The 22152-nt window shown below is 39.4% G+C and carries 22 protein-coding genes; 17 read left to right on the top strand and 5 right to left on the bottom strand.

The window, feature by feature from the left end:
* The first annotated feature begins 26 nt into the window (after positions 1–26).
* The 6 genes from ACINWC141_RS13840 to ACINWC141_RS13815 all read left to right on the top strand — a co-directional run bounded on the left by ACINWC141_RS13840 (position 27) and on the right by ACINWC141_RS13815 (position 6804).
* Entirely contained in the window at positions 27–1346 is a 1320-nt protein-coding gene (locus ACINWC141_RS13840) for a carbohydrate porin (RefSeq protein ID WP_009392109.1), read from the top strand.
* Between the two features lie 81 nt (positions 1347–1427).
* Entirely contained in the window at positions 1428–3857 is a 2430-nt protein-coding gene (locus ACINWC141_RS13835) for a glucose/quinate/shikimate family membrane-bound PQQ-dependent dehydrogenase (protein WP_009392123.1), read from the top strand.
* A gap of 652 nt (positions 3858–4509) precedes the next feature.
* The gene (locus ACINWC141_RS13830; RefSeq protein ID WP_081400162.1) at positions 4510–4968 is read left to right on the top strand and encodes a DUF6438 domain-containing protein; all 459 of its coding nucleotides are present in this window, start codon (positions 4510–4512) and stop codon (positions 4966–4968) included.
* 133 nt (positions 4969–5101) lie between these two features.
* A complete protein-coding gene (locus ACINWC141_RS13825) occupies positions 5102–5515 on the top strand; it encodes a YeeE/YedE family protein (RefSeq protein WP_009392110.1) in 414 nt (137 codons plus the stop codon).
* A gap of 4 nt (positions 5516–5519) precedes the next feature.
* Positions 5520–5933, top strand: coding sequence for a DUF6691 family protein (locus ACINWC141_RS13820; protein WP_009392091.1), 414 nt, complete (start codon positions 5520–5522; stop codon positions 5931–5933).
* A 4-nt stretch (positions 5934–5937) separates the two neighbouring features.
* The gene (locus ACINWC141_RS13815; RefSeq protein WP_009392080.1) at positions 5938–6804 is read left to right on the top strand and encodes an MBL fold metallo-hydrolase; all 867 of its coding nucleotides are present in this window, start codon (positions 5938–5940) and stop codon (positions 6802–6804) included.
* 93 nt (positions 6805–6897) lie between these two features.
* On the opposite strand, the gene pcaU is transcribed toward ACINWC141_RS13815, so the two are convergent.
* Together pcaU and ACINWC141_RS13805 are read right to left on the bottom strand one after the other, a co-directional pair.
* The gene (gene pcaU, locus ACINWC141_RS13810; RefSeq protein ID WP_009392090.1) at positions 6898–7710 is read right to left on the bottom strand and encodes an IclR family transcriptional regulator PcaU; all 813 of its coding nucleotides are present in this window, start codon (positions 7708–7710) and stop codon (positions 6898–6900) included.
* 42 nt (positions 7711–7752) lie between these two features.
* Complete coding sequence (locus tag ACINWC141_RS13805) at positions 7753–8673, bottom strand: LysR family transcriptional regulator (RefSeq protein WP_009392081.1); 921 nt, start codon at positions 8671–8673, stop codon at positions 7753–7755.
* Between the two features lie 88 nt (positions 8674–8761).
* Here ACINWC141_RS13805 and ACINWC141_RS13800 point away from each other — a divergent pair, with 88 nt between their 5' ends.
* From ACINWC141_RS13800 to ACINWC141_RS13785, 4 genes are read left to right on the top strand one after another with little or no spacing between them, the layout of a single operon-like run.
* Positions 8762–10006 carry an acyl-CoA dehydrogenase family protein gene (locus tag ACINWC141_RS13800; protein WP_009392088.1) on the top strand — a complete coding sequence of 415 codons (1245 nt, stop codon included), beginning with the start codon at positions 8762–8764 and terminating at the stop codon, positions 10004–10006.
* A gap of 17 nt (positions 10007–10023) precedes the next feature.
* Positions 10024–11145: a phosphotransferase family protein gene (locus ACINWC141_RS13795; RefSeq protein ID WP_009392111.1), complete on the top strand. Its 1122-nt coding sequence runs from the start codon at positions 10024–10026 to the stop codon at positions 11143–11145.
* A complete protein-coding gene (locus ACINWC141_RS13790; RefSeq protein WP_009392107.1) occupies positions 11142–11840 on the top strand; it encodes a histidine phosphatase family protein in 699 nt (232 codons plus the stop codon). Before ACINWC141_RS13795 ends, ACINWC141_RS13790 begins: the two co-directional genes overlap by 4 nt.
* Positions 11841–11855: 15 nt before the next feature.
* Positions 11856–12599: an SDR family oxidoreductase gene (locus ACINWC141_RS13785; RefSeq protein WP_009392116.1), complete on the top strand. Its 744-nt coding sequence runs from the start codon at positions 11856–11858 to the stop codon at positions 12597–12599.
* 39 nt (positions 12600–12638) lie between these two features.
* On the opposite strand, the gene ACINWC141_RS13780 is transcribed toward ACINWC141_RS13785, so the two are convergent.
* From ACINWC141_RS13780 to ACINWC141_RS13770, 3 genes are all read right to left on the bottom strand, one after another.
* Complete coding sequence (locus ACINWC141_RS13780; protein ID WP_009392108.1) at positions 12639–13895, bottom strand: OprD family outer membrane porin; 1257 nt, start codon at positions 13893–13895, stop codon at positions 12639–12641.
* A 107-nt stretch (positions 13896–14002) separates the two neighbouring features.
* Positions 14003–15352 (bottom strand): spinster family MFS transporter, encoded by a 1350-nt coding sequence (locus ACINWC141_RS13775; protein ID WP_009392087.1) that lies wholly within the window; start codon positions 15350–15352, stop codon positions 14003–14005.
* 399 nt (positions 15353–15751) lie between these two features.
* Positions 15752–16219, bottom strand: coding sequence for a MarR family winged helix-turn-helix transcriptional regulator (locus ACINWC141_RS13770; protein WP_009392094.1), 468 nt, complete (start codon positions 16217–16219; stop codon positions 15752–15754).
* Positions 16220–16368: 149 nt separating this feature from the next.
* Here ACINWC141_RS13770 and ACINWC141_RS13765 point away from each other — a divergent pair, with 149 nt between their 5' ends.
* From ACINWC141_RS13765 to ACINWC141_RS13735, 7 genes are read left to right on the top strand one after another with little or no spacing between them, the layout of a single operon-like run.
* The gene (locus ACINWC141_RS13765; RefSeq protein WP_009392092.1) at positions 16369–17478 is read left to right on the top strand and encodes an amidase; all 1110 of its coding nucleotides are present in this window, start codon (positions 16369–16371) and stop codon (positions 17476–17478) included.
* Between the two features lie 36 nt (positions 17479–17514).
* Entirely contained in the window at positions 17515–18663 is a 1149-nt protein-coding gene (locus ACINWC141_RS13760; RefSeq protein ID WP_081400161.1) for an acyl-CoA dehydrogenase family protein, read from the top strand.
* A gap of 25 nt (positions 18664–18688) precedes the next feature.
* Entirely contained in the window at positions 18689–19048 is a 360-nt protein-coding gene (locus ACINWC141_RS13755) for a hypothetical protein (RefSeq protein WP_000387554.1), read from the top strand.
* Positions 19049–19052: 4 nt separating this feature from the next.
* Entirely contained in the window at positions 19053–19586 is a 534-nt protein-coding gene (locus ACINWC141_RS13750) for a nuclear transport factor 2 family protein (RefSeq protein ID WP_081400159.1), read from the top strand.
* 29 nt (positions 19587–19615) lie between these two features.
* On the top strand, positions 19616–20893 hold the full coding sequence (locus tag ACINWC141_RS13745) for an aromatic ring-hydroxylating oxygenase subunit alpha (RefSeq protein ID WP_009392122.1): 1278 nt from the start codon (positions 19616–19618) through the stop codon (positions 20891–20893).
* 10 nt (positions 20894–20903) lie between these two features.
* Positions 20904–21389 carry an aromatic-ring-hydroxylating dioxygenase subunit beta gene (locus tag ACINWC141_RS13740; RefSeq protein ID WP_009392089.1) on the top strand — a complete coding sequence of 162 codons (486 nt, stop codon included), beginning with the start codon at positions 20904–20906 and terminating at the stop codon, positions 21387–21389.
* A gap of 10 nt (positions 21390–21399) precedes the next feature.
* Positions 21400–22137: an SDR family NAD(P)-dependent oxidoreductase gene (locus tag ACINWC141_RS13735; RefSeq protein WP_009392126.1), complete on the top strand. Its 738-nt coding sequence runs from the start codon at positions 21400–21402 to the stop codon at positions 22135–22137.
* Positions 22138–22152: the final 15 nt, after the last annotated feature.

Raw genomic sequence — 22152 nt, 5'->3', positions numbered from 1 at the left:
TATAGAAATGATAAAAGGGACTTGAAATGCCAAATATAATGAAACTGAGTGTTTTAACAATTGCTGTATTAGGTAGCCAGTTTGCTCTTGCCAATGAACCGTGGTCACAAGATCGTCAATGGTTGCTAGGCGACTGGAATGGTGAACGCCAACAGCTCGAGCAACAGGGCTATAAATTTACAGCTTCTATTATGAGCCAAGCTGCTACAAATTTAGATGGCGGTTATAACGACAGTAATACCTTTGAAAATGCTGCGCAGCTTTCTTTGGGTGCAAACTTCGATTTAGAAAAAATTGCTGGATGGAAAGATACAACAGCGAGTTTAGTCGTGACTAAACGTGATGGCAATGCACTAACTCTCGAGCGTATTAAAGACCCACGTTCTAGCCAATTGGGCAATGCTCAAGAGATTTATGGACGCGGTAAAATCTGGCGTTTATCTCAAGCATGGGTAAAAAAGGGTTTCGCAGATAACACTGTACAAGTCAAATTTGGCCGTATGGGCATGTCAGAAGACTTTAATAGTTCTCAATGTGAGTTTCAGAACTTATTGCTTTGCGGTGGACAGTTAGGAAAATCAATCGGTTCAATTTGGTACAACTCACCAGTCGGTGTGTGGGCGACAAATGTTAAATATCAATTTGCACCTGAGTGGACTTTGGGTGTTGGTGTTTATGAGGTCAATCCGGACAATATTAAAACCGAATCAAATAGTGATGGTTTTAATCTGGATATGAACAACGTGAAAGGCGCAACCATACCAGTTGAGCTCGCATGGAAACCAAAACTTGCTACTTTTAATGGCTTACCGGGTGAGTATAAAGTAGGTGCACTGTACTCAACCGCAGAAGCGAATGATATTAAAACAGCGGGTAAAGTTCATGACGGAAAGCAAAGTTTTTGGGTTAATGCTCAGCAACAATTGACCCATAAAGGTGAAGACCCTAAACGTGGTCTATATGTAAGTTTGAACGGTGTTGTAAATGATAAAGCAACCACCTTTGTTCAAAGTACACAACAACTCGCACTTTGGTACAAAGGGCCGTTTGATAGCCGCCCAAATGATTCGATTGGTTTTGGTATTGCTAATTATGTGGTCAATGATCGTGCTAAAGATAAGCAGATCGCAACCAACGAAAGTCGTGGATATTATAGCTATGATGCGATTGCGTCTGACTATATTCCAATTCAAGACGATGAGCTAAATGTCGAGTTGAACTATACCTATCAATGGTCTCCGGCTGTCATGTTACGTCCAAACATTCAATATATCCATCAACCTGCTGGTGTAAAAGCGGTTGATGATGCTTGGGTGGCGGGCTTAAGCGTTAAAGTCAATTTTTAACAATGTTGATGGCTGGTTAGACATAGTTTAACTGGCCCAAATGCTTGAACTATTGTGTTCAGTATATGTGGAGTAGGATCTATGTCTGAGTCAGATTCTAAGTTTCATATCTTATTCAAAATATGGTGTTTTCTATTAGGTCTAGTTTTACTGGCTACTGGTGTTTTTTACATCGTAGGCGGTGGAAAGCTAGTTACATTAGGCGGATCTTGGTATTTCCTTATTGCAGGATTATTTATTGCAATTTCCGCAATTAGTATTTTTCGTAAAAAGGCGCTTGGTGTCTGGATTTTTGCGGCTGTTTTTGTTGGCACCGTAATTTGGTCATTTGTTGATGCCGGATGGGAATTTTGGCCGTTATTTTCGCGGTTAATGTTTCCTGCTGGCCTTTTTGCCGCACTGCTATTTACCTTACCTTCAATTCGACGTTACCAATTTCAAACGAGCTTGGCAGCTTCATCCTATGCAGTAGGCGGGTTAGTTGTTGTTGGTATGTTGATTGCGCTCTATCAAATGTTCCAGCCGCATCCAACAGTAGCAAGTTCAGGTGAAAAACTACCTTTAGTACCAGTTGACCCAGCTAAAAAACAGGTGAATTGGGAAAACTATGGAAATGATGCAGGGGGGAGTCGCTTTGTTGCTCTCGATCAAATTAACCGAGATAACGTTCATAAGTTGAAAGAAGCTTGGCGTTTTAGAACAGGCGATTTTACAACGGGTAGTGGTAATGGTGCTGAAGACCAAATGACGCCGCTACAAGTTGGAAATAAAGTCTTTTTATGTACACCACATAACAACATTTTTGCGATAGATGCTGACTCGGGCAAACAGCTCTGGAAAGCTGAAGTAAACTCTAAAGCTGATGCTTGGGAGCGTTGTCGTGGGGTTGCATACTTTGATTCGACCAAGCCACTTGTACAACCGACTTTGGCTGGTGCAAATGCAGTAACTACAGTTGCAACCAATACGGCATGTCCACGTCGTTTATATACCAATACACCTGATGGTCGTTTAATTGCAGTCAATGCAGATAACGGCCAGCGCTGTGCTGATTTTGGTGTAAATGGTACCGTTGATTTGTTAGAAGGCCTTGGTGCTGGAACGAAAGCCCCACGTTTTGAAGTAACTTCTGCACCGACTATTGCTGGAACAACCATTGTGGTAGGGAGTCGTATTGCCGACAACGTAGCTGCAGATATGCCTGGTGGTGTTATCCGTGGTTATGACGTGATTACAGGTAAACTTCGCTGGGCCTTTGATCCACGTAATCCAGATCCTAACTATGTTCTTAAACCAGGTGAAACTTATAAACGTAGTTCGGCAAACTCTTGGGCTGCAATGTCATATGACCCGCAAATGAATACAGTGTTCTTACCTATGGGTAGCTCATCTGTCGATATTTGGGGTGGTAATCGTAATCCGTTAGATCATAAATACAATACTTCTGTTTTAGCACTTGATGCGACAACAGGTAAAGAAAAGTGGGTATATCAAACTGTTCATAACGATTTATGGGACTTTGATTTACCAATGCAACCAAGTCTAGTCGATTTCCCATTAAAAGATGGTACGACTAAACCTGCTGTTGTTATTGGAACCAAATCCGGCCAATTCTTTGTACTTGACCGTGTAACGGGTAAACCGCTTACTAAAGTGATTGAACAACCAGTTAAGCCGGCCAATATTCCAGGTGAACAATACAGCCTAACTCAACCACGATCAGTTGAAATGCCTCAAATTGGTAATCAGACTTTAACTGAATCAGATATGTGGGGTGCAACGCCGTTTGATCAACTCATGTGTCGTATTAACTTCAAGTCAATGCGTTACGAAGGTCTATTTACTGCACCGGGTACTGATGTTTCATTAAGCTTCCCAGGTTCTTTAGGCGGCATGAACTGGGGTAGCATTGCTTTTGATCCGACTCACCGTTATATGTTCGTCAACGATATGCGCCTTGGTTTATGGGTTCAATTAATGGAACAGACTCCGGAAGATATTAAAATTCAGGCGAATGGCGGAGAAAAAGTAAATACAGGTATGGGTGCTGTACCAATGAAAGGTACACCGTATAAAGTGAATAAAAACCGCTTTATGTCGGCTCTAAGTATTCCTTGTCAAAAACCACCGTTTGGTACAATGACCGCGATTGATTTAAAAACACGTCAAGTCGCATGGCAAGTACCACTGGGTACTGTTGAAGACACAGGACCTATGGGCATCAAAATGGGCTTAAAAGCACCGATTGGTATGCCAACTATTGGTGGACCAATGGCAACACAAGGCGGTTTGGTTTTCTTTGCAGCAACTCAAGATTACTACTTACGTGCTTTTGATTCATCTACAGGTAAAGAACTGTGGAAATCACGCATGCCAGTCGGTAGCCAAGGAACTCCAATCAGCTATGTTTCACCAAAAACAGGTAAACAATATGTAGTTGTTACAGCAGGTGGAGCTCGCCAGTCTCCTGATCATGGTGATTATGTAGTCGCTTATAGCTTAGAACAATAATTAAATAAGGCAAAAGAGAGCAATTCTCTTTTGCCTTTATTTTTTAATATATTTTTTATATTAAAGTATGAGAGTAAATTCTGTTGTTTTAACTAGATAGCTTTACCAAACAGTAAAAAAGTGTTTTAACTCATTGCAAAACCTAAAATATTCTTAAGATTGAGAAGGCTTGAACAGCAGATATAGCCGAACTCTTAGATATTTTTTCACAATGTTTTACCTATAAATAAAACTAATTTGTTTATTAAGTTTTGTTTAACTTAAGGGTGTGAATTTTAATTAGAAATAAACATTATTGTCTTTTTAGTCTTCAAAAGTAGGATTTTTTTGCTGGAAAAACAGGCGTAAATATATATTTATATTATATTTATATAATTTATTGCATTACGCTAGAATGGTTGTCGCAGGTTATTACTTCCCAGTAATAATTTGTATTTCAGGAATTTAAGCTTTTATTGGCTTAAGGCTCATCGCAAGATGGGCCTTTTTTTATGCGATTCAAATTATGATATAAGATTATTAAATAAATAGCCTAAGCATAGAGTTTTGTGAATTAATGAAAACAATCACAAAAAATAGTCTTTAATGACAAGAAGTCTATGATTTGATAAATTAAAGCCACTTGATAATAATAGGTGATACGATGAGATTTTTGGTTCTTGCAACTTTATCTGGTTTAGCTTTGATGGGTTGTGCTTCTGTTCAGCAGGCACCGAATACACAAGAAACTATTCGTTATGCTTCTAGCCCATGCTTTGGTGCATGTCCAATCTATTCTGTAGAAGTAACACCTACGGGTTTAATTCGTTTTGAAGGTAAGCAATACACCAAAACAGTTGGTGTTAAAGAAATTCAAGGCAGCGTAAAAGACTATAAAAAACTTGCAGATGATTTAAAAGCTTATCGTCCTGAAACAGGTATACAAGCAAAAACTGGGGGATGTCAGCAAACAGCAACTGATATGTCTAGCTATTACATTACTTGGATTCAACCAAATGGCACAGAGACTAAATTAAGCCATTACACAGGTTGTATGTCTCCTGCAAATAATAGATTGAATAAAGTCATGGAAAAACTGCCTGAACAATTAGGCATTAAAGATCTAATTTAATGATAGAAGCCCCAAAACCTTGGGGCTTTTTCTTGTTAAGAAGAATTATAAACTCAAAAGTTTTATATTAAGTATTACTAAAAGAATCAGCGTATAATACAAATTATAAAAAAATATATTGTTAAGGGGTGATATGTCAAATATTGTCTATGCCTTTTTGGGTGGTTTATTACTCGGCATCGCAACAGTTGGATATTTATATATAAATGGCCGTATCGCTGGAATTAGTGGTTTGCTTGCTCAAGTCATAAATCCGACTAAAGACACCTTTAAGAGTTCTGCATTCTGGTTTATTGCGGGACTTGTGCTTATGCCTTTCATATATAGCTATTTTTATCAGCCTGAAATTGAAATTAAAGCCAATACATTTGCACTTATTTTAGCAGGTGTACTTGTTGGCTTTGGAACACGACTAGGCTCTGGATGTACAAGCGGCCATGGCATTTGTGGAATGAGCAGGCTATCAAAACGCTCGATGATAGCGACAGCAGTTTTTATGTTTGCTGGCATGTTAACGGTTTATATCATTCGTCATGTGTTGGGATAGTCCTATGAAAAACATTTTTGCTTTTATATTTGGTGGTTTATTTTCATTAGGTTTAATGATTTCGGGCATGTCTAATCCCGAAAAGGTATTAGGTTTTTTAGATATCTTTGGGCAGTGGGATATTAGCTTAATGTTTGTGATGTTAGGCGCGATTGCTGTGGCATTTATTCCATTTCAAAAGGCTATAAAAAATCCTCAAACACTTTTTAATGAGCAAATTCAATTACCAACAAATACACAGATTGACCAAAGGTTAATTGTGGGTGCTTTTATTTTCGGTATAGGCTGGGGAATAGCAGGAATATGTCCAGCGCCCGCTTTAACACTTATCGGATTAGGCCATTTTGAAGCGCTCTATTTTATTGTGGCAATGTTATTAGGAATGTTTATTTACCGAGTCTTAAATAAAGGAAATTAAACCTATGCAACAACCTCTAGTAAAAGATTTTTTTGATGAAAACACCAATACTTTTAGCTATGTTGTTGCAGATTTAGCGACTCGTCGATGCGTTATTATTGATAGTGTGCTTGACTACGATGCTGCATCAGCCACTACAAAAACAACTAATGCTGATCTGATTATCGATTATGTCTTGGCTCAGAAGTTTAAAGTGCAATGGATATTAGAAACCCATGTACACGCTGACCATATGACCGCTGCCCAATATTTAAAATCTAAATTGGGCGGTACAGTTGCAATTAGTAAAAAAATCTCGGTAGTACAAGAAACATTTTCCGCTATCTATAATTTTGATTTTAAGAAATTTAATGAAAATCAGCCTTTTGATTATTTATTTGAAGATCATGAACATTTTAAAATAGGGGATATAGAAGCCTATAACATTCCTACACCAGGGCATACACCTGCTTGTTTAAGCTATGTGATTGGTGATGCTGTTTTTGTCGGGGATACTTTATTTATGCCTGATTATGGCTCAGCCAGATGCGACTTTCCTAAAGGAAGTGCGGCGGCACTTTATGATTCGGTACAAAAGCTTTATACACTGCCTGACAACATGCGCATGTTCTTATGCCATGACTATAAGCCTGAAGGCCGTGATGAGTATATCTGTCAAACAGATATTAGAACTCAAAAGCAAAGCAATATTCATTTAAATCGACGCGTTTCCAAAGAGTCCTTCATAAAAATGCGCCAAGAACGAGACGCAACTTTGGCAATGCCAAAATTAATTTTGCCTTCAATTCAAATTAACATGAACGGTGGAAATTTTCCGGAACCTGAGTCGAATGGTATTCGTTATTTAAAAATCCCTTTCAATTACTTTTAGAAATAGCCTAAGCAGTTATTCCTAGCATTTTTAACTACATAAATAGCCTAAGCAAATAATAAAATTATCTTATAAAAATAGCCTAAGTAAGATTTAAAGAACTTGTCTTAAATCCCGCGAAGTCTCTTGCAATAATGGCAAAATGTGTTGAATTAAATATTCTTCAGTTGTTCTCATAGTGGGAGAAACAATGTTTAAAGCTGCAACAACTTTAAAGTCTTGTCCATAAATGGGTACGGCGAGCGCATGAACGCCTAATTCGTGTTCTTCACGTGAATAACACCAATCTTGTTCTCGAATCTCTTGTAGTAACTCTAAAAACTTATCATTTTCGACATGCGTATATTTGGTTAAACGTTGGAGTGGAGATTTTTGAAGCCAGTCCAATTGTTCTTCATGACTTAAATGGGCAAGTAAAATTTTACCCGCAGATGTCGCATGAGCAGGTAAGCGGTTACCCAAGTGTAAGCCGTATGGATTTACACGGTCAGTTTGTTGGTGTGCGGCACTACGGGCAATGGTAATGGCTTCATAACCATCAAGCACCATCACTGAATAAATAAGAGAGGTTTGGTTGGTTAACAGATTTAATAAAGGCTGAGATACTTTTGGAAGCTGAGCTGCACCTAAATAAGCTCCTGAAAACTTCAAAACTTTCGGGGTTAAATAATAATAGTGGCCATCTGACTCAAGATAGCCTAAATATTCTAAAGTTAATAAATGACGTCTCGCTGCTGCTCGAGTCAGCCCGGTTTTTTCAGCTGCCATAGAAATGTTTAAACGATGTTGATTACTGCTAAAGCTATCTAAAATTGACATGCCTTTACCAATACCAGCAATGTAATCTTCATGACGAATCGTTTTTTTATTGTCCTGATTCTGGATTATCCGTTCATCTTTACTCATTACTGGTCCTTGTATGATAGAAGCTTAGTAGATCAATTTGCTTTATTGAAAAAGTTTAGTAATTTCATGTCGCAAAAATTGATGTCTTAAATTATCCCTTAAATCTTCGTGCCAAAACATACCCATTTTAATATTGGTTATCTCAAAAGGCAGAGAATGTAAGTGAATTGAAGAACTATAAGATAAATGCTGTAAAATCATACGAGGCATGGTGAGTATTGCATTAGGTTGAGCATCTAACACCTGTAACGCCGTTGAGTAGTTTTGACAGCGCATAAATACGTTTCTTGAAATTTTTTGGTGTTGGTTTAAATAAATATCTTCAAGTAAAGCCCCCGTACGGCGTGATGAAACACCAATGTGTCGTCCATTGATATAACTCGATAAATCGACTTCTTTAAGTTGACTACAAATGACGAACTCATCTGTTACCAGATGGTCAAAGGTAATTTTGGAAGATAAGTACTGTTCTAGGTCAATCACGAAATCGAGCTGCTGCGTCGCCAAGTCCGCCATAATATGTTTTCGATCTAGCTTCATACTAACAAACTGCAAATCTAAATTAAGATTTTGAAAATGTTGAGCAAGCCTTGGAAGAATAATCGGCTCAATTTCATCATGCACGGCGATTTTTAAATTCTTTAAACTGGTTGGGTCAAAGACATGCTTTTGCTGACTAATATTTTGAATCGTTAAAAGAGCTTGCTTCACAGTTGGATAAATCTGTTCTGCAAAAGGAGTTGCAGACATTTTATTGCCTACTCGTACAAACACGTCATCTTCAAGTTGCTGCCTTAACCGTTGTAAAGCATGACTTGCTGCCGACTGGGTAATATTAAGACTACTTGCAGCATTTGAAATACTTTTTTGCTCATAAATCGCGATAAAAAGTGGATATAAATTGATATCAATTCGATGAAAAAAATTTAGGTCTAGACCATGTAGGCTATGAATATTATTCATGAGGTGTTATTTAATAAAATCATTTCATTCATATTAAGTTTCAAGTTATGTTGATGTAAAGACAAGATAATGATGTAAAGGAAAAAGAATGTTTGAACTCTCAAAAAAGGCTCAAGATTTTGTTGAGCGAACCAGAAAATTTATTCAAGAAGAAATAGAACCAGTCGAAACAAAATTTTGGGAAGAAGTGCATGAGTTAAATCCAGATGGAAACTGGAAAAAGTGGCAGTGGCCCGAGCTTTTAGAAACTCTAAAATCTAAAGCTAAACAAGCTGGCCTTTGGAATATGTTTTTACCCGATGAAAAGCTCGGTGCTGGGTTAACAGTTCAAGAATATGCCCACATTGCCGAACTGACTGGTCGTAGTTTATTGGCACCTACGGTTTTTAACTGTAATGCACCTGATACGGGAAATATGGAATTGTTATGGCGCTATGGCAGTGAGCAGCAAAAACAGCAATGGTTACAGCCTTTACTGGACGGAAAAATTCGCTCGGTTTTTTGTATGACTGAACCCGACGTTGCTTCAAGTGATGCAACGAATATGCAAGCGACTGCGCTCATCGATGGTAATGAAATTGTTTTAAATGGCAAAAAGTGGTGGTCGTCTGGCTTAGGGGACCCGAATGCTAAAGTCATTATTTTTATGGCACATACCCCAGATGAAACCAAAGACCGCCATCATCAACACTCTATGGTTTTAGTACCGATTGATACGGCAGGCGTTGAAATTCAGCGGATGTTACCAGTGTTTGGTGACTACGATGCACCGCATGGACACGGTGAAGTTCATTTTAATAATGTTCGAGTGCCTCTCGAAAACTTTATTGGTGGTGCAGGTCAAGGCTTTGAAATTGCACAAGGGCGTTTAGGACCAGGGCGTATTCACCATTGCATGCGCTGTATTGGGGCTGCTGAAAAAGCGCTAGAACTGATGATTGATCGCGGCATGTCTAGAACGGCGTTTGGTAAAGAAATTTTAAAACTCGGTGGAAACCTTGAACGTGTAGCCGATGCGCGAGTAGCCATAGATCAAGCCAGACTTTTAACCTTGTATGCTGCTTATAAAATGGATACTTTAGGAAATATGGCCGCTTTAACAGAAATATCTGCAATTAAAGTGGTTGCTCCGAGCGTTTTAGAAAAAGTAGTCGACATGGCGATTCAGCTACATGGTGGTGCGGGCCTTTCAAGAGATACACCATTAACAGGTTTCTTTGCGCAAGCACGCAGTTTACGTCTAGCTGATGGTCCAGATGAAGTACATAAAGGCATGATTGCCAAATTAGAGTTGGCCAAACGTGGTTATTTCGGTCGTCATAAGAAAGTATAAGTTTAAAGGAAGAGAATATGTCGGTAATTGATATAGGCGGTGAAGTACGTGAAGGTGAAGAACTTGATATTGGGGCAGTTGAAAACTGGTTAAAAAACCAAGGCGTTGATTTGGTTGGTCCAGTAGTCGTTACTCAATATACAGGTGGGGCGTCGAATTGGACTTATCGTTTAAAGTATGAAAATACCGATTTAATTTTACGTCGTCCTCCAAAAGGAACAAAAGCGAAATCGGCCCACGATATGGCCCGTGAATATATGGTGCAAAAAAATCTTGCGCCTTATTATCCCGTGCTTCCAAAAATGGTGGCGCTTTGTCAGGATGAATCGGTCATTGGCTGTGATTTTTATGTCATGGAACGCATTGAAGGCATTATTCCTCGTGCAAAGTTACCGCCTGAGCTTGGTTTTAATGAAGAAAATGTTCATGAGCTTTGTGTAAACGTTATTGATAAGCTGATTGAGTTACATCAAGTTCCTTATGAGAACACGCCTTTAGCTGAACTAGGCAAAGGTGCGGGATATTGCCGTAGACAAGTTGAAGGTTGGGATAAGCGCTATGAAAAAGTCCGCACAATTAACGTTCCTTCATTTAAATATGTCCGAAAATGGCTGAACGATAATATCCCTCAAGACTCTACGACTTGTATTATTCATAACGATTGGCGATTTGATAATGTGATTTTAGATCCAGAGCATCCAACCGAAGTGATTGGCGTGCTGGATTGGGAAATGGCAACCTTGGGTGATCCATTAATGGACTTGGGCAGTGCTTTGGCCTATTGGGTTGAGCCTACGGATAACATGATTTTTAGATCAACACGCCGTCAGCCGACTCACTTAAAGGGAATGTTCTCTCGAAAAGAAGTCGTTGAATATTATTTGCAAAAAACAGGATTGAAACCTGAAAACTGGACTTTTTACGAAGTCTTTGGTGTCTTCCGTCTAGCCGTGATTGCTCAGCAAATCTATTATCGCTATTACCATAAACAAACCCGAAATCCTGCATTTAAAGATTTCTGGATTGTCATTCATGCCCTACATGTGCGAGCTTTAAAACTTATCGCACAGCAAAAATTGCAAGAATCAGAATTTGCTCAGCAATCTATACAGAAAATACAGGGTATTTTAAGAAGATGACCACAATTTATCTGGTAAGACATGGACAGGCCTCGTTTGGTAAAAGTAACTATGATGAACTGTCTGAAAATGGTGAAGCTCAGGCGACTTTGCTAGGTCGTTATTTTAAGCAAATATTGAAAGAACAGCCGTATGTTGTTGCAGGAACTATGCAACGCCATGAGCAAACTGCAAAGCTCGCACTCAATGAATGTTTTCCAGATGCAGTAATTCATCATAATAATTTATGGAATGAGTTTAACCATCAACAGGTTTTTGCACGCTATGAACCACGTTTTGAACAACCTGAACTGTTAAAAGCTGACGTAGCACAGGAACAGAACCCACGTGCATATCTTGCCAAAATATTCGAAGGTGCCATTGGACGATGGACAGATGGCGATTTTCATCATGAATATGATGAGTCATGGCCGCACTTTAAAGAAAGAGTCGAAACAGCATTGCAACAACTTTGTGATGAGTTAGCGAAAACCAAACCTCGCTATGCAGTCGTTTTTACCTCAGGTGGTGTGATTTCTGTAGCAATTGGAAAATTGCTTGAACTCAGTCCCAATCGAACTTTTGCATTGAATTGGGCAATTGCGAATACAAGCCTCACGACTTTGCGTTTGGTTGGAAATGAAGCTCAGGTTTTAAGTTTAAATGAACATCATTTTATAAAAGCTGAGCGTCCAGATTTGCTGACATGGATTTAAAATAAGGATAAAAGCATGGCGAAGACAATTTTAATTACAGGTGCAAGTTCTGGATTGGGCGCGGGTATGGCGCATGAATTTGCAGCCAAAGGCTATAACTTAGCGATTTGTGCTCGCCGTTTAGACAGATTAGAGACTTTAAAAGCTGAACTTGAAAATGAGTACGGTATTAAAGTCATTGCAAAAAGTCTGGACGTTACCAATTACGAACAAGTTTTTGAAATATTTCGTGCCTTTAAACAAGAGTTTGGCTATTTAGACCGAATTATTGTAAATGCCGGAGTCGGAAATGGCCGCCGTATTGGTAAAGGTAATTTTGAAATTAACAAAGCTACTGCTGAAACGAACTTTATTTCTGCTTTAGCGCAGTGTGAAGCTGCGGTTGAAATTTTTAGAGAGCAAAACGCTGGTCATTTGGTGGTGATGTCATCAATGAGTGCGATGCGCGGATTACCAAAGCATTTATCGACCTATGCGGCAAGTAAAGCCGCGGTTGCTCATTTGGCTGAAGGTATTCGTGCTGAATTACTGGATACCCCAATTAAAGTCTCAACTATTTTCCCGGGTTACATTCGTACTGAAATAAATGAGGGTGCTAAACACCTACCATTTGAAGTAGATGCCAAAACAGGATGTAAAGCGTTGGTCAAAGCCATCGAAAAGCAACCTGTAAAGGCTTATGTGCCGCAGTGGCCATGGTTACCAATGAGTATTGCCATGAAGGTCTTGCCTTTAAGGTTAGTCAATAAATTAGGCTAAAAAAATACCCCCTAAATTTTAGGGGGTTATTTTTGATAATTAAAACTTTTTGGTGTAATTCACAAATAAACGATCTTCACCAAAGTCATTGCCATGTTTAACGTTGTAATCAATGCGAATGTATTGCAGAGCAACACCTTTTAAGAAGGGCTGCTGAAACGCATAGTTTAAAATCACATTCGACTCAGTTTCGTGGTTTTTCTCACCATTGGCTGCTTTAAAGTCATGTCCGTAAACATATTTCACCATTGCGTTTAAGCCTGGAACATAATCTTTAAAGTCGTAGCCATACATGACATGGTAAGACTTTTCATCTTCTTTAAAGAAGCCCGTAGCATTCCAGTTAATGAAATACGTCTCTGGTAAAAAACCATCTGGTAGTGGGTAGGCTGACTCACCAATGATCTGTTGATAACCCAAACCAAAGGTATGGTTTTTCACTTTGACAGTTTCAAGTACGCCGATGTTTTGAGCATCGATATCAAAAGTATTGCCATCATCTTTTGCATTGAAGTATTTAAACTTAGATGTAAGAGCGAAAGTTGGCTGCTTCCACGTATGTTCTAGCCCAATATAGTGTTTATTGTAGAGGTCTTCTAAATTACCAAAATAATATTCGCCCTTGAGTGACGGCGTAAATTGATAACGTAAGTCAATATAATTCAAACCATCAGATTCTTTTGTGATTCCATTTGCGGTGAACGAAAACTTTTTAAAGTCTTCTTCATTTCGTGGTGATACTTTTTCAACCCGACCAATTTCTGCATAGAGCTGATCTGAAAGTTGTGATTTTAAGTTGGTTCCCCAATATGAAGTAAGTAACTGACGGCTGGCATCTACGGCAGTTACGGGTAAATCTAACCAGAGTTCACCAACACTCAACAGGGTTTTGTCATAGCCGAGTTTTAAGGTCGCGCCGTATTTTAGATAGTCTGACGCTTGTGACTGGGTTTCTTTATTAAAAGGCAAAACTGTATCGGCGACATGTTTGTCTGAACTTAAGCGCACGGCGTATTGAACAGATGCATCGGCCCCAATCGTAATTGGTTTGTCTGCTATTACTAAAGGGGTGTCGTGCATTTTCGATTTATAAAATAATGATGCTGCCTGAGACCAGCTGCCAGTATCTTTGAGTGCGTCATTATCATAGTCGCGGTTGATATAGGCATTTTTTAAAGTGAATTTCCATTCATCTTCAGTTTGCTGATTCGGATTTGCAGCGAATGAATGGCCACACATCAATACTAAGGTTGCAAAAGCTAAAGCATTCGGTTTAAAGCGGTGTAATGATTCCATAATCCATTTCCAAGATGTATGCCAGTCCTCGGCATTACTTATTTTGAAGATTTCGGTACTCACTATGTGTTTAGGCAGAGAGTACGTTTTGCGAATAAGGCGGTGTATTAATTTAATTTTTCAATTTTCATGCTTTCACTAAAGAATTTGCAGCCTTTGAAAAGTAAAATTAAAGCCAACACACAAGAGAGGCCACCCACAATAGATAAAGAAGAGCCCACCATTAACGGACTACCAAAAACTTTATCTGTGATAATTGCGACCAATGTTGTGCCAACACCTAATCCAATTAAGTTACTGACCAAAAGAAAGAGGGCAGAAAGACGTGCTCTAAATTGGTTTGGCGCTAACATTTGTAAAGCAGTTGCTGAAATCACCAGAGGGAAAGAAGCAAAGAACATTGCAGGAATCAGTAAACTTACTGACAGCCAGAGCTGATCTGTTTGGGTGAAAAATGAAATTGGAATAATCAGACCAACAATACCAATCACACCCGTAATCATCGGTGCATCTTGGCGTCCTTTTTTAATAAACCAATCGTTTAACCAACCCGCACAAAATACGCCTAATGTGTTTGCAATTAATAGAATCGTGCCGAGCATGTAACCTGTTTCAGTTGGCGCAAGTTGAAACTTTCGGATATAAAATGCAGGTGTCCAGCTAGTCAGACTGTAGAGTGCCATTGCATAAAAGGTAAAACCTAAATAATGACAGGCGAATGTTTTCGAATGTTTTTTAATAAACTGAAGACATTGTGAGAATTTAACTTGGTCAACTTGTCCATTTTGGTTGAGCTGTTGTCCTTTACGTGCAGGGTCTTTAACCGTCAGAATAAATAGCAAACCAATAATGATGCCGGGTAAACCTACTACAAAAAAGGCAATTTGCCAGGCTTTAAGTGCACCTAATAGAGGAACTTGAATTAAGGTCACACCTTTAAGCAAGTTAATGACATAACCGCCCACTAAAAAGGCAATACCACCCCCTAAAAAAGCGCCAATTGAATAAATCCCGACAGCACGACCTAGTTTGTCCTTACTAAACATGTCGCTAAACATCGAGTAAGCGGCTGGAGATAAAGCAGCTTCACCCACGCCTACGGCCATACGGCTCAAGAACAGTTGAATAAAGTTTTTACTTAAACCACAAGTTGCCGTTGCTAGGCTCCAAACAATAATCCCGATTGAAATCAGTTTTGGTCGTGAAAAACGATCGGCGATATAAGCGAGAGGTAAACCCATTACGGCGTAAAAGAGTGAAAAGGCGAGGCCATGTAACAAGCTAAATTGGGTATCTGAAAGTTGAAGATCGGCTTTAATGGGCTCGATCATAAGCGCCAGAATCTGACGATCAATGAATGAAAATATATATGCCAACATACAAAGTGTGACGACATACCATGCATACGCATTGCTTTTCTTTTGTGTCCTTTCAACAGCGATATTACTTTGGTTCATACACTTAATCCTTATGTATAAAACGCTTTAAAAAATTGATATCCAGTTTTTATTGTTCCTCAGAAGTTTTCGATATTTCCCCCTTCAAACTGAATAATAAATAGACTGGAAATGAGTAGTTTGGCCTTGTCCAGACCTGAAAAAGAGTGTCTAAACCCATTTAAGAGATAATTGGAACGTTAAGATCATGGAATTATTATTTTCTTTTTATATGTAAAATTCCATTACTTATTGAGTATGTTAGAATACCTAAAAAGTATGTTAAGTAAGCGTATACTAATAATTTAATACGATAATAAATTGATTATATTAGTTTTTTATTATTTTTAATAAGAGAGCAGCTAAAAAGGATAAATTTTAACTGCTCTAAGTGAGCTAATTTTTCATCAAATGAAGTAATTAACTTGAGGGCATAAGATCAAATAATTTTTTTAACTGATGATTTAAATTATGAAGCTCGTCTTCTGAGAAGGCATTTAGGATGCCTGCCAAAGTGACCACACTAATCTGATTAATCTGTTCAACCAGCTCAACTCCTTTGGCGGTTAATTTCACCATCGAGATCCGTTCATCGGTAGTAGAAGAGTAGACCTCAACAATTCCATCTTCTACCAAGCGATATACAGCTTTAGTTGCCGTAGTTAACTTTAAAGTAGAAAGATTAGCAATGTCGGTGATACTCGCTTCACCCAAGGCATTGGTACTTAAAATGATTTTACGACGTGTATTATCAATACCTAGTTTTTTTATTGATTTTTCAATGAGTTGTGAGTATTTGCCATTGACTTGGGAAACCCAAAAAAAAGGGAAATTTTGAATACTCGACGGTTCTTTATTAGGAAGAAATTGTTCTAAATGATCAAGCATAGCTAAGCAATAACTTAGTGAAAAAAGGGTAATCCTATTATAAACAAAATTTTGCATATTTCCTTGAGAACAAATTATAAAAAATACTTGACAATTCCATTAAATTTTCCCATATTTTAATGAATAGATAAAAATACATGGAAAAGTGAATGAATATTATTAGCCAAAGCGTGCATAAAGGAAGTGGCAAGCTTAAGGTCATGGTGAAGGACACAATTGATATTCAGGGTCTGAAAACCATTGCTGGCAGTCGCGCTTTATTAAATGTTGAACCAGCTCAAAATGATGCTGAGGTGGTTAAAAACATCTTAAAAGCAGATTGCGAAATTATTGCGAAAACAAATTTGCACGAATTGGCTTTTGGAATTACAGGTATTAACCATGCTTTTGGTACACCCATCAATCCTAAATATCCTGAACTTATCCCAGGCGGCTCTTCGAGTGGTTCGGCTGCGGCAGTTGCTGCTAAACAAGCTGACTTTACTTTAGGTACTGACACTGGTGGCTCTATCCGTATGCCCGCTGCGTGCTGTGGCGTTTTTGGTTTAAAACCGACTTTTGGTCGTGTTAGCAGAAAAGGCGTATATCCGCCGTCAAGTTCTTTAGATTGCGTTGGTCCTTTTGCAAATTCAGTCGAGATGATTGAAAAAGCGATGCAAATTATTGATCCAACTTTTAAGCCAACTGAATTTACTAGTGCACCAAAACTTGCGGTTTTAGATGTAAAAGCAGAGGACGTTATTTGGAACTGTATTCATCAGGTACTTCAAAAAGCCAATTTACAGACTACTTCAGAGAAAGTTGAACATTTTGAAGCTGCTTATGATGCAGGCATGCAGATTATTAATTATGAAAATTGGCAAGCTTTTGGTGAGTTAACTCAAACCGGCTTAATTGGTTCTGATGTAAATGGTCGTTTATTAAAAGCTGCCGAAACTACTTTAGAGCAAGTGAAACAAGCAGAAGTTGTGAAAGCGCAGCTAACCCAAGAACTCGATGCTTTATTAGAAAAATATGATGCATTGGTTTTACCGACACTTCCGCAAATTCCACCAAAAGTTTCTGAAGCTGAAAACACCGTCGCTTTTTTGAATCTTACAGGTTTAGTTCGACCATTTAATTTATCAGGTCATCCCGTTATTTCAGTGCCACTTGAAACCAGTGAAGGTTTACCTGTGGGCCTACAGATCGTATCGAAGCATCAAAAAGATGAGCAATTATGCGCAATAGCTAAATTTTGTGTTGATGCAATGCAATAAATTACAAGGAGTTAGATGATGAATAAGTTGTCTAAAATGGAGTTTGCTTCTCAAGACAAAGCAGTTGACTTAGATGCTTTGTGCCAAGAAATTCGTGAGCGTGCCTGTACAGGTGAGTTTGATAATCAGGCCTATGTGAGCCAAGACGTTATCGAAAAGCTTAAGCAAATCGGTGTTTACCGTGCATTGGTTCCGAAACGTTTTGGCGGTGATGAATGTTCACCACGACAGTTTTGTGAATTGATTGAAACTTTATCTAAAGCTGATGGTTCAGTCGGTTGGGTCGCAAGTTTCGGTATGAGTCCTGCGTATTTGGGAAGTTTGCCTGAAGATACACTTAAAGAGTTGTACCAAAACGGACCAGATGTGGTGTTTGCTGGAGGTATTTTTCCGCCACAACCTGCCGAAATTACCGATGAAGGTGTCGTGGTTCGTGGACGTTGGAAATTTTCAAGTGGCTGTATGGGAGCTGACATTGTTGGCGTGGGGATTTCACCGCTTAAAAATAATGAAATGCAAGGCTTACCACGTATGGCAGTGATGCCTGCGAAAAAAGCCAAAATTGAAATGACATGGGACACCGTTGGTCTAAAAGGTACGGGAAGCCATGACTTGGTCGTCGAAGACGTATTGGTCGAAAAGAAATGGACCTTTGTCCGTGGTGAACCTTCAAAACTAAACGAGCCATTTTTTAAATATCCGTCACTGTCGTTAGCGACGCAAGTATTAACCGTGGTGGGTATTGGTGTTGCAGCTGCGGCATTAGAAGAATTTGAAAAATTGGCACCGGGTAAAGCATCCATTACTGGCGGGTCAGAAATTGCAAACCGCCCAGTAACTCAATATGAGTTTGCTCAGGCAGATGCAGAATTTCAGGCTGCAAAATCTTGGTTTTATCAAACCATGGATATTGTTTGGCATGAAATTATTGCTGGACGTGAAGCAACTGCCGAACAAATTAGCGATATGCGTTTGGCATGTACCCATGCAGCGCGAGTTTGCGCCAAAGTGACCCGAAAAATGCAAATGCTCGCGGGCATGACAGCAATTTATACCAACAATCCATTTAGCCGTTTTGTAAATGACACCAACGTGGTGACTCAGCATGCCTTTATGGGCGATGCGACCTTACAAAATGCAGGCTCAATCAGTTTCGGGTTAAAGCCAACCCCAGGTTATTTATAAGTTTAATTTTTAAAAGGATATTGAGATGGAAGCTAAAAAATCATTACGCGTTTTGTTCTGCATGGGTATTAACCAAAACTTTTTTGATGCAGAACCAGCTGAAGCAAAAGCAGTTTGGGCCGCGTTTGGTGAAATGTGGAATGGCATTCATGACTTACCGGGTGTGCATGTTTTTGGAAACCTTGATGATGACCAAAGCATGGTTGGCCCAAGTGCTGGCTGGCCGTGGACCACATACTTGCTTGCAGATGTTCCAGATATTGAAACCGTACATGCTGCTTGTAACTTATTTAGAACGACAGTGGTGGGTGAAGGTCCATACAAACTTTGGAAATATTGCAAAGTTGAAGCTCGTGTTGGGCGCGAATTAATTATCCAACGTTAAGGCGATGGCAATGAATGACAAAGTGAATATTGCAGAAATCTTAGAGCGACTAGAACTGTTAGAAGCGCACAACGCGATTCGTAACTGCCTGAACCGTTATATGGAAATCTGCGACGAGCTTAATGCAAATACAGACCTTGATGAGCTGATGAATCTTTTTGATCAGGATTGTATTTGGGAAGGTGTTGGTGAGAAATATGCCAAATCTTTTGGCCGTTATGATTCTTGGCAGTCGATTTACGACATGTTTAAAAGCTATACCCAAAAAGAATCTCACTTTGTTATGAATGCACACTTTGTAAATTCAGAACAAATTTATGTAAATCAAAATGATGCAAATGCTTCATGGCTGATGTTGCAAACTTCAACGTTTAAAGATGGCCGTAGTCATCTGAATACAGCAAAGCTCAATGTGAAGTTTCAAAAGCAAGCAGATGGAACATGGAAAATTAAACATTTCCAAACACAGAATATTTTCAGTCGTCCCGTATCGCATTGGCACAGTGAAGCCGAATTGCCGGTACCTTCCCAGGAATGACCCAGGACATATTTAAAAGGACTATTGATATGAACAGTATTATCCCGACGCATAACATTGGCACTGATTACGATACTTTGGTTCAAAGTGATCGTGCCCATACTTCTCTTTATAAAGATGAACGCATTTTCGATGAAGAAATGGAAAAAATCTTTTATAGCACTTGGGTGTGGGTTGCGCATGCCAGCGAAATTCCAGAAGGTGGAAGCTATAAAACCATTAACATTGGTAAACAACCTGTGGTTGTAGTGCGTGACCGTAAAAAGAAAGTCCATGTACTATTAAACCGTTGCCGTCACCGTGCCGCAACCGTATGCGAACATAAAAAAGGAAAAACCAATAGTTTTGTATGCCCGTACCACGGTTGGAGTTATGCGCTTGATGGCAGCTTACGTGGTGTGCCATCTCCGGAAAGCTACGGCGATTGTTTAGATAAGTCTGAATTGCCACTGGTGAGTCTACGTGTAGAAGAATATAACGGCATGATCTTCGCTTCATTTAAAGAAGATATTCAACCGCTTGAAGAGTTTCTTGGGCCAGCAAAAAAATGGATTGACCTGTTTATGAAACAAGGTGCGGGTTATCCAATTAAAGTGTTGGGTGAACACCGTTTCCGTTTTCCGGGTAACTGGAAAATCCAGCTTGAAAATACCACTGATGCTTATCACTTTCCATTAGTTCACAAGTCATTCTTAAGTTCTGTCGATGAAAAAACAGAAGAACTCTTTAACTTCGAAAACCAACCCGGCTTTGTTGAAGACTTAGGGAATGGTCACAGTGTGATGGTCATGATTCCTGAACTAGTCGATTTAGATGAAGAGCTCATGGAACGTCCAATTCAAGAGCGTTTCGAAGACTTGGCTCAAGCTTTGCGTGATGAAGGACATGAAGAGTTAGAAGTACGCCGTATTGTTCGAGCAGTCGGTGGTTCTGGTTTTAACTTAAATTTATTCCCGAATATTGCATGTTCGATGGCCTTCTTCCGTGTATTACAGCCAATTTCAGTTGCTGAAACAGAAATTCATCACTCGGTAATTACCATGGACGGTGGTCCGCAAATTGCCAACCAATATCGCCTACGTTTGCATGAACATTTCCAAGGCCCATTTGGTTTTGGTACACCAGATGACTCTGAGGCATGGGAGCGCGTACAACACGGCGCCAATGCGGGTAATGATTTATGGATCATGCTCAACCGCGGTTTGCCGGGTGAAGTCAAAACTGAAGATGGCTTAAAAAGTGATGTCAGTGCTGAAACCGGTATGCGTGCAGCATATCAGCAATGGAAAAAGATGATGAAGGCTTAAGGAGAGAGCAATGAATATGAATCTGCAATTATTAAATGAAGTCACTGCTTTCATCTGGGCTGAAGCAGATATGTTAGACCACAGTGAATACCGTGAATGGCTCAATTTATGGAATGAAAAAGGTGTTTATATCATTCCAATAGACCCAAACCTCACTGACTACGAAAACAACTTAAATTATGCCTATGACGATAACCATATGCGTACTTTACGTGTAGAGCGTCTGGAAAATGGTGAAGCAATTTCTACAGCACCTAAAGCAAATACGGTGCGTAGTGTTTCTCGTGTACGTGTTATTCAAGATCAGGATGATGAAATCGTTTTACGCTGTGCTCAAAATTTACGAGAGTTCCGTAAAGAAAACCTCAAGCATTACACAGCTGATATTACTTACCATTTGACTCGTGATGCGGCTACAGGCTTTAAGATTAACCGTAAAATTATTAACTTGGTTAACTCAACCGATACCTTAGCTGGTATTAGCTACATTCTTTAGGAGCGGTAACATGAAACAAGTTGTTTTAGTGACAGGTGCTGCTTCTGGACTCGGTAATGTCATTGCTGAATATTTTGCGAGCCAAGGCCATCAAGTGATTTTGTCAGCGAGTACGCTTGAAAAAGCCGAAAACGCAAAGGCACAAAGCCAGCATGCACAAAATATGTTTCCCTTGAAATTAGATATTTCTGTCGAAGCAGATTTTCATGCTGCCGTGCAATGGATTGAAGAGAAATTTTCTAAACTTGATGTGTTAATTAACAATGCCACCGTCACCAAAGCAACGCCAGTACTTGAAATTACCGCAGCCGATTTTGATTGGGTGACCCAAGTTAACCAACGCGGCACCTTTCAAGCTTGTCAAATTATTGGCCAGTATATGGCTAAAAAAGGCTATGGACGCATCATTAATATGGCGTCTTTAGCGGGACAAAACGGCGGTACTGCAACGGGTGCACACTATGCGGCAACCAAAGGGGCCATTGTGACGTTAACCAAAATTTTTGCCAAAGAGTTTGCGGCAAAAGGGGTGACGGTTAATGCGGTTGCACCGGGACCGATGGAGTCACCAATCGTTCATAGCGTGGTGTCTGACGAAAAAATGGAACAGTTCATCCAGAATATTCCAGTTAAAGCCTTAGGAAGTATGCATTTTATTGCTGAAACTTGTGGGTTGCTCGCGAGTCCAAATGCGGGGTTTGTGACTGGTGCAACATGGGATATTAACGGTGGTTTATTCATGCGTTAAGCCAATAGGCTGCGC

It is taken from the genome of Acinetobacter sp. WC-141, from assembly GCF_000313935.1.
GTDB lineage: Bacteria > Pseudomonadota > Gammaproteobacteria > Pseudomonadales > Moraxellaceae > Acinetobacter.
This window is presented reverse-complemented; position numbering and strand designations above follow the sequence as displayed.

Excerpts from the sequence above, each read along its gene's own strand:
- ACINWC141_RS13835 (WP_009392123.1), top strand. The coding sequence starts at position 1,428 with ATGTCTGAGTCAGATTCTAAGTTTCATATCTTATTCAAAATATGGTGT.
- ACINWC141_RS13765 (WP_009392092.1), top strand. The coding sequence starts at position 16,369 with ATGAATATTATTAGCCAAAGCGTGCATAAAGGAAGTGGCAAGCTTAAG.
- ACINWC141_RS13780 (WP_009392108.1), bottom strand. The coding sequence starts at position 13,895 with ATGGAATCATTACACCGCTTTAAACCGAATGCTTTAGCTTTTGCAACC.
- ACINWC141_RS13785 (WP_009392116.1), top strand. The coding sequence starts at position 11,856 with ATGGCGAAGACAATTTTAATTACAGGTGCAAGTTCTGGATTGGGCGCG.
- ACINWC141_RS13775 (WP_009392087.1), bottom strand. The coding sequence starts at position 15,352 with ATGAACCAAAGTAATATCGCTGTTGAAAGGACACAAAAGAAAAGCAAT.
- ACINWC141_RS13755 (WP_000387554.1), top strand. The coding sequence starts at position 18,689 with ATGGAAGCTAAAAAATCATTACGCGTTTTGTTCTGCATGGGTATTAAC.
- ACINWC141_RS13735 (WP_009392126.1), top strand. The coding sequence starts at position 21,400 with ATGAAACAAGTTGTTTTAGTGACAGGTGCTGCTTCTGGACTCGGTAAT.
- ACINWC141_RS13750 (WP_081400159.1), top strand. The coding sequence starts at position 19,053 with ATGGCAATGAATGACAAAGTGAATATTGCAGAAATCTTAGAGCGACTA.
- ACINWC141_RS13815 (WP_009392080.1), top strand. The coding sequence starts at position 5,938 with ATGCAACAACCTCTAGTAAAAGATTTTTTTGATGAAAACACCAATACT.
- ACINWC141_RS13800 (WP_009392088.1), top strand. The coding sequence starts at position 8,762 with ATGTTTGAACTCTCAAAAAAGGCTCAAGATTTTGTTGAGCGAACCAGA.
- ACINWC141_RS13825 (WP_009392110.1), top strand. The coding sequence starts at position 5,102 with ATGTCAAATATTGTCTATGCCTTTTTGGGTGGTTTATTACTCGGCATC.
- ACINWC141_RS13795 (WP_009392111.1), top strand. The coding sequence starts at position 10,024 with ATGTCGGTAATTGATATAGGCGGTGAAGTACGTGAAGGTGAAGAACTT.
- ACINWC141_RS13760 (WP_081400161.1), top strand. The coding sequence starts at position 17,515 with ATGGAGTTTGCTTCTCAAGACAAAGCAGTTGACTTAGATGCTTTGTGC.
- ACINWC141_RS13740 (WP_009392089.1), top strand. The coding sequence starts at position 20,904 with ATGAATATGAATCTGCAATTATTAAATGAAGTCACTGCTTTCATCTGG.
- ACINWC141_RS13840 (WP_009392109.1), top strand. The coding sequence starts at position 27 with ATGCCAAATATAATGAAACTGAGTGTTTTAACAATTGCTGTATTAGGT.
- ACINWC141_RS13805 (WP_009392081.1), bottom strand. The coding sequence starts at position 8,673 with ATGAATAATATTCATAGCCTACATGGTCTAGACCTAAATTTTTTTCAT.
- ACINWC141_RS13820 (WP_009392091.1), top strand. The coding sequence starts at position 5,520 with ATGAAAAACATTTTTGCTTTTATATTTGGTGGTTTATTTTCATTAGGT.
- ACINWC141_RS13770 (WP_009392094.1), bottom strand. The coding sequence starts at position 16,219 with ATGCTTGATCATTTAGAACAATTTCTTCCTAATAAAGAACCGTCGAGT.
- pcaU (WP_009392090.1), bottom strand. The coding sequence starts at position 7,710 with ATGAGTAAAGATGAACGGATAATCCAGAATCAGGACAATAAAAAAACG.
- ACINWC141_RS13790 (WP_009392107.1), top strand. The coding sequence starts at position 11,142 with ATGACCACAATTTATCTGGTAAGACATGGACAGGCCTCGTTTGGTAAA.
- ACINWC141_RS13745 (WP_009392122.1), top strand. The coding sequence starts at position 19,616 with ATGAACAGTATTATCCCGACGCATAACATTGGCACTGATTACGATACT.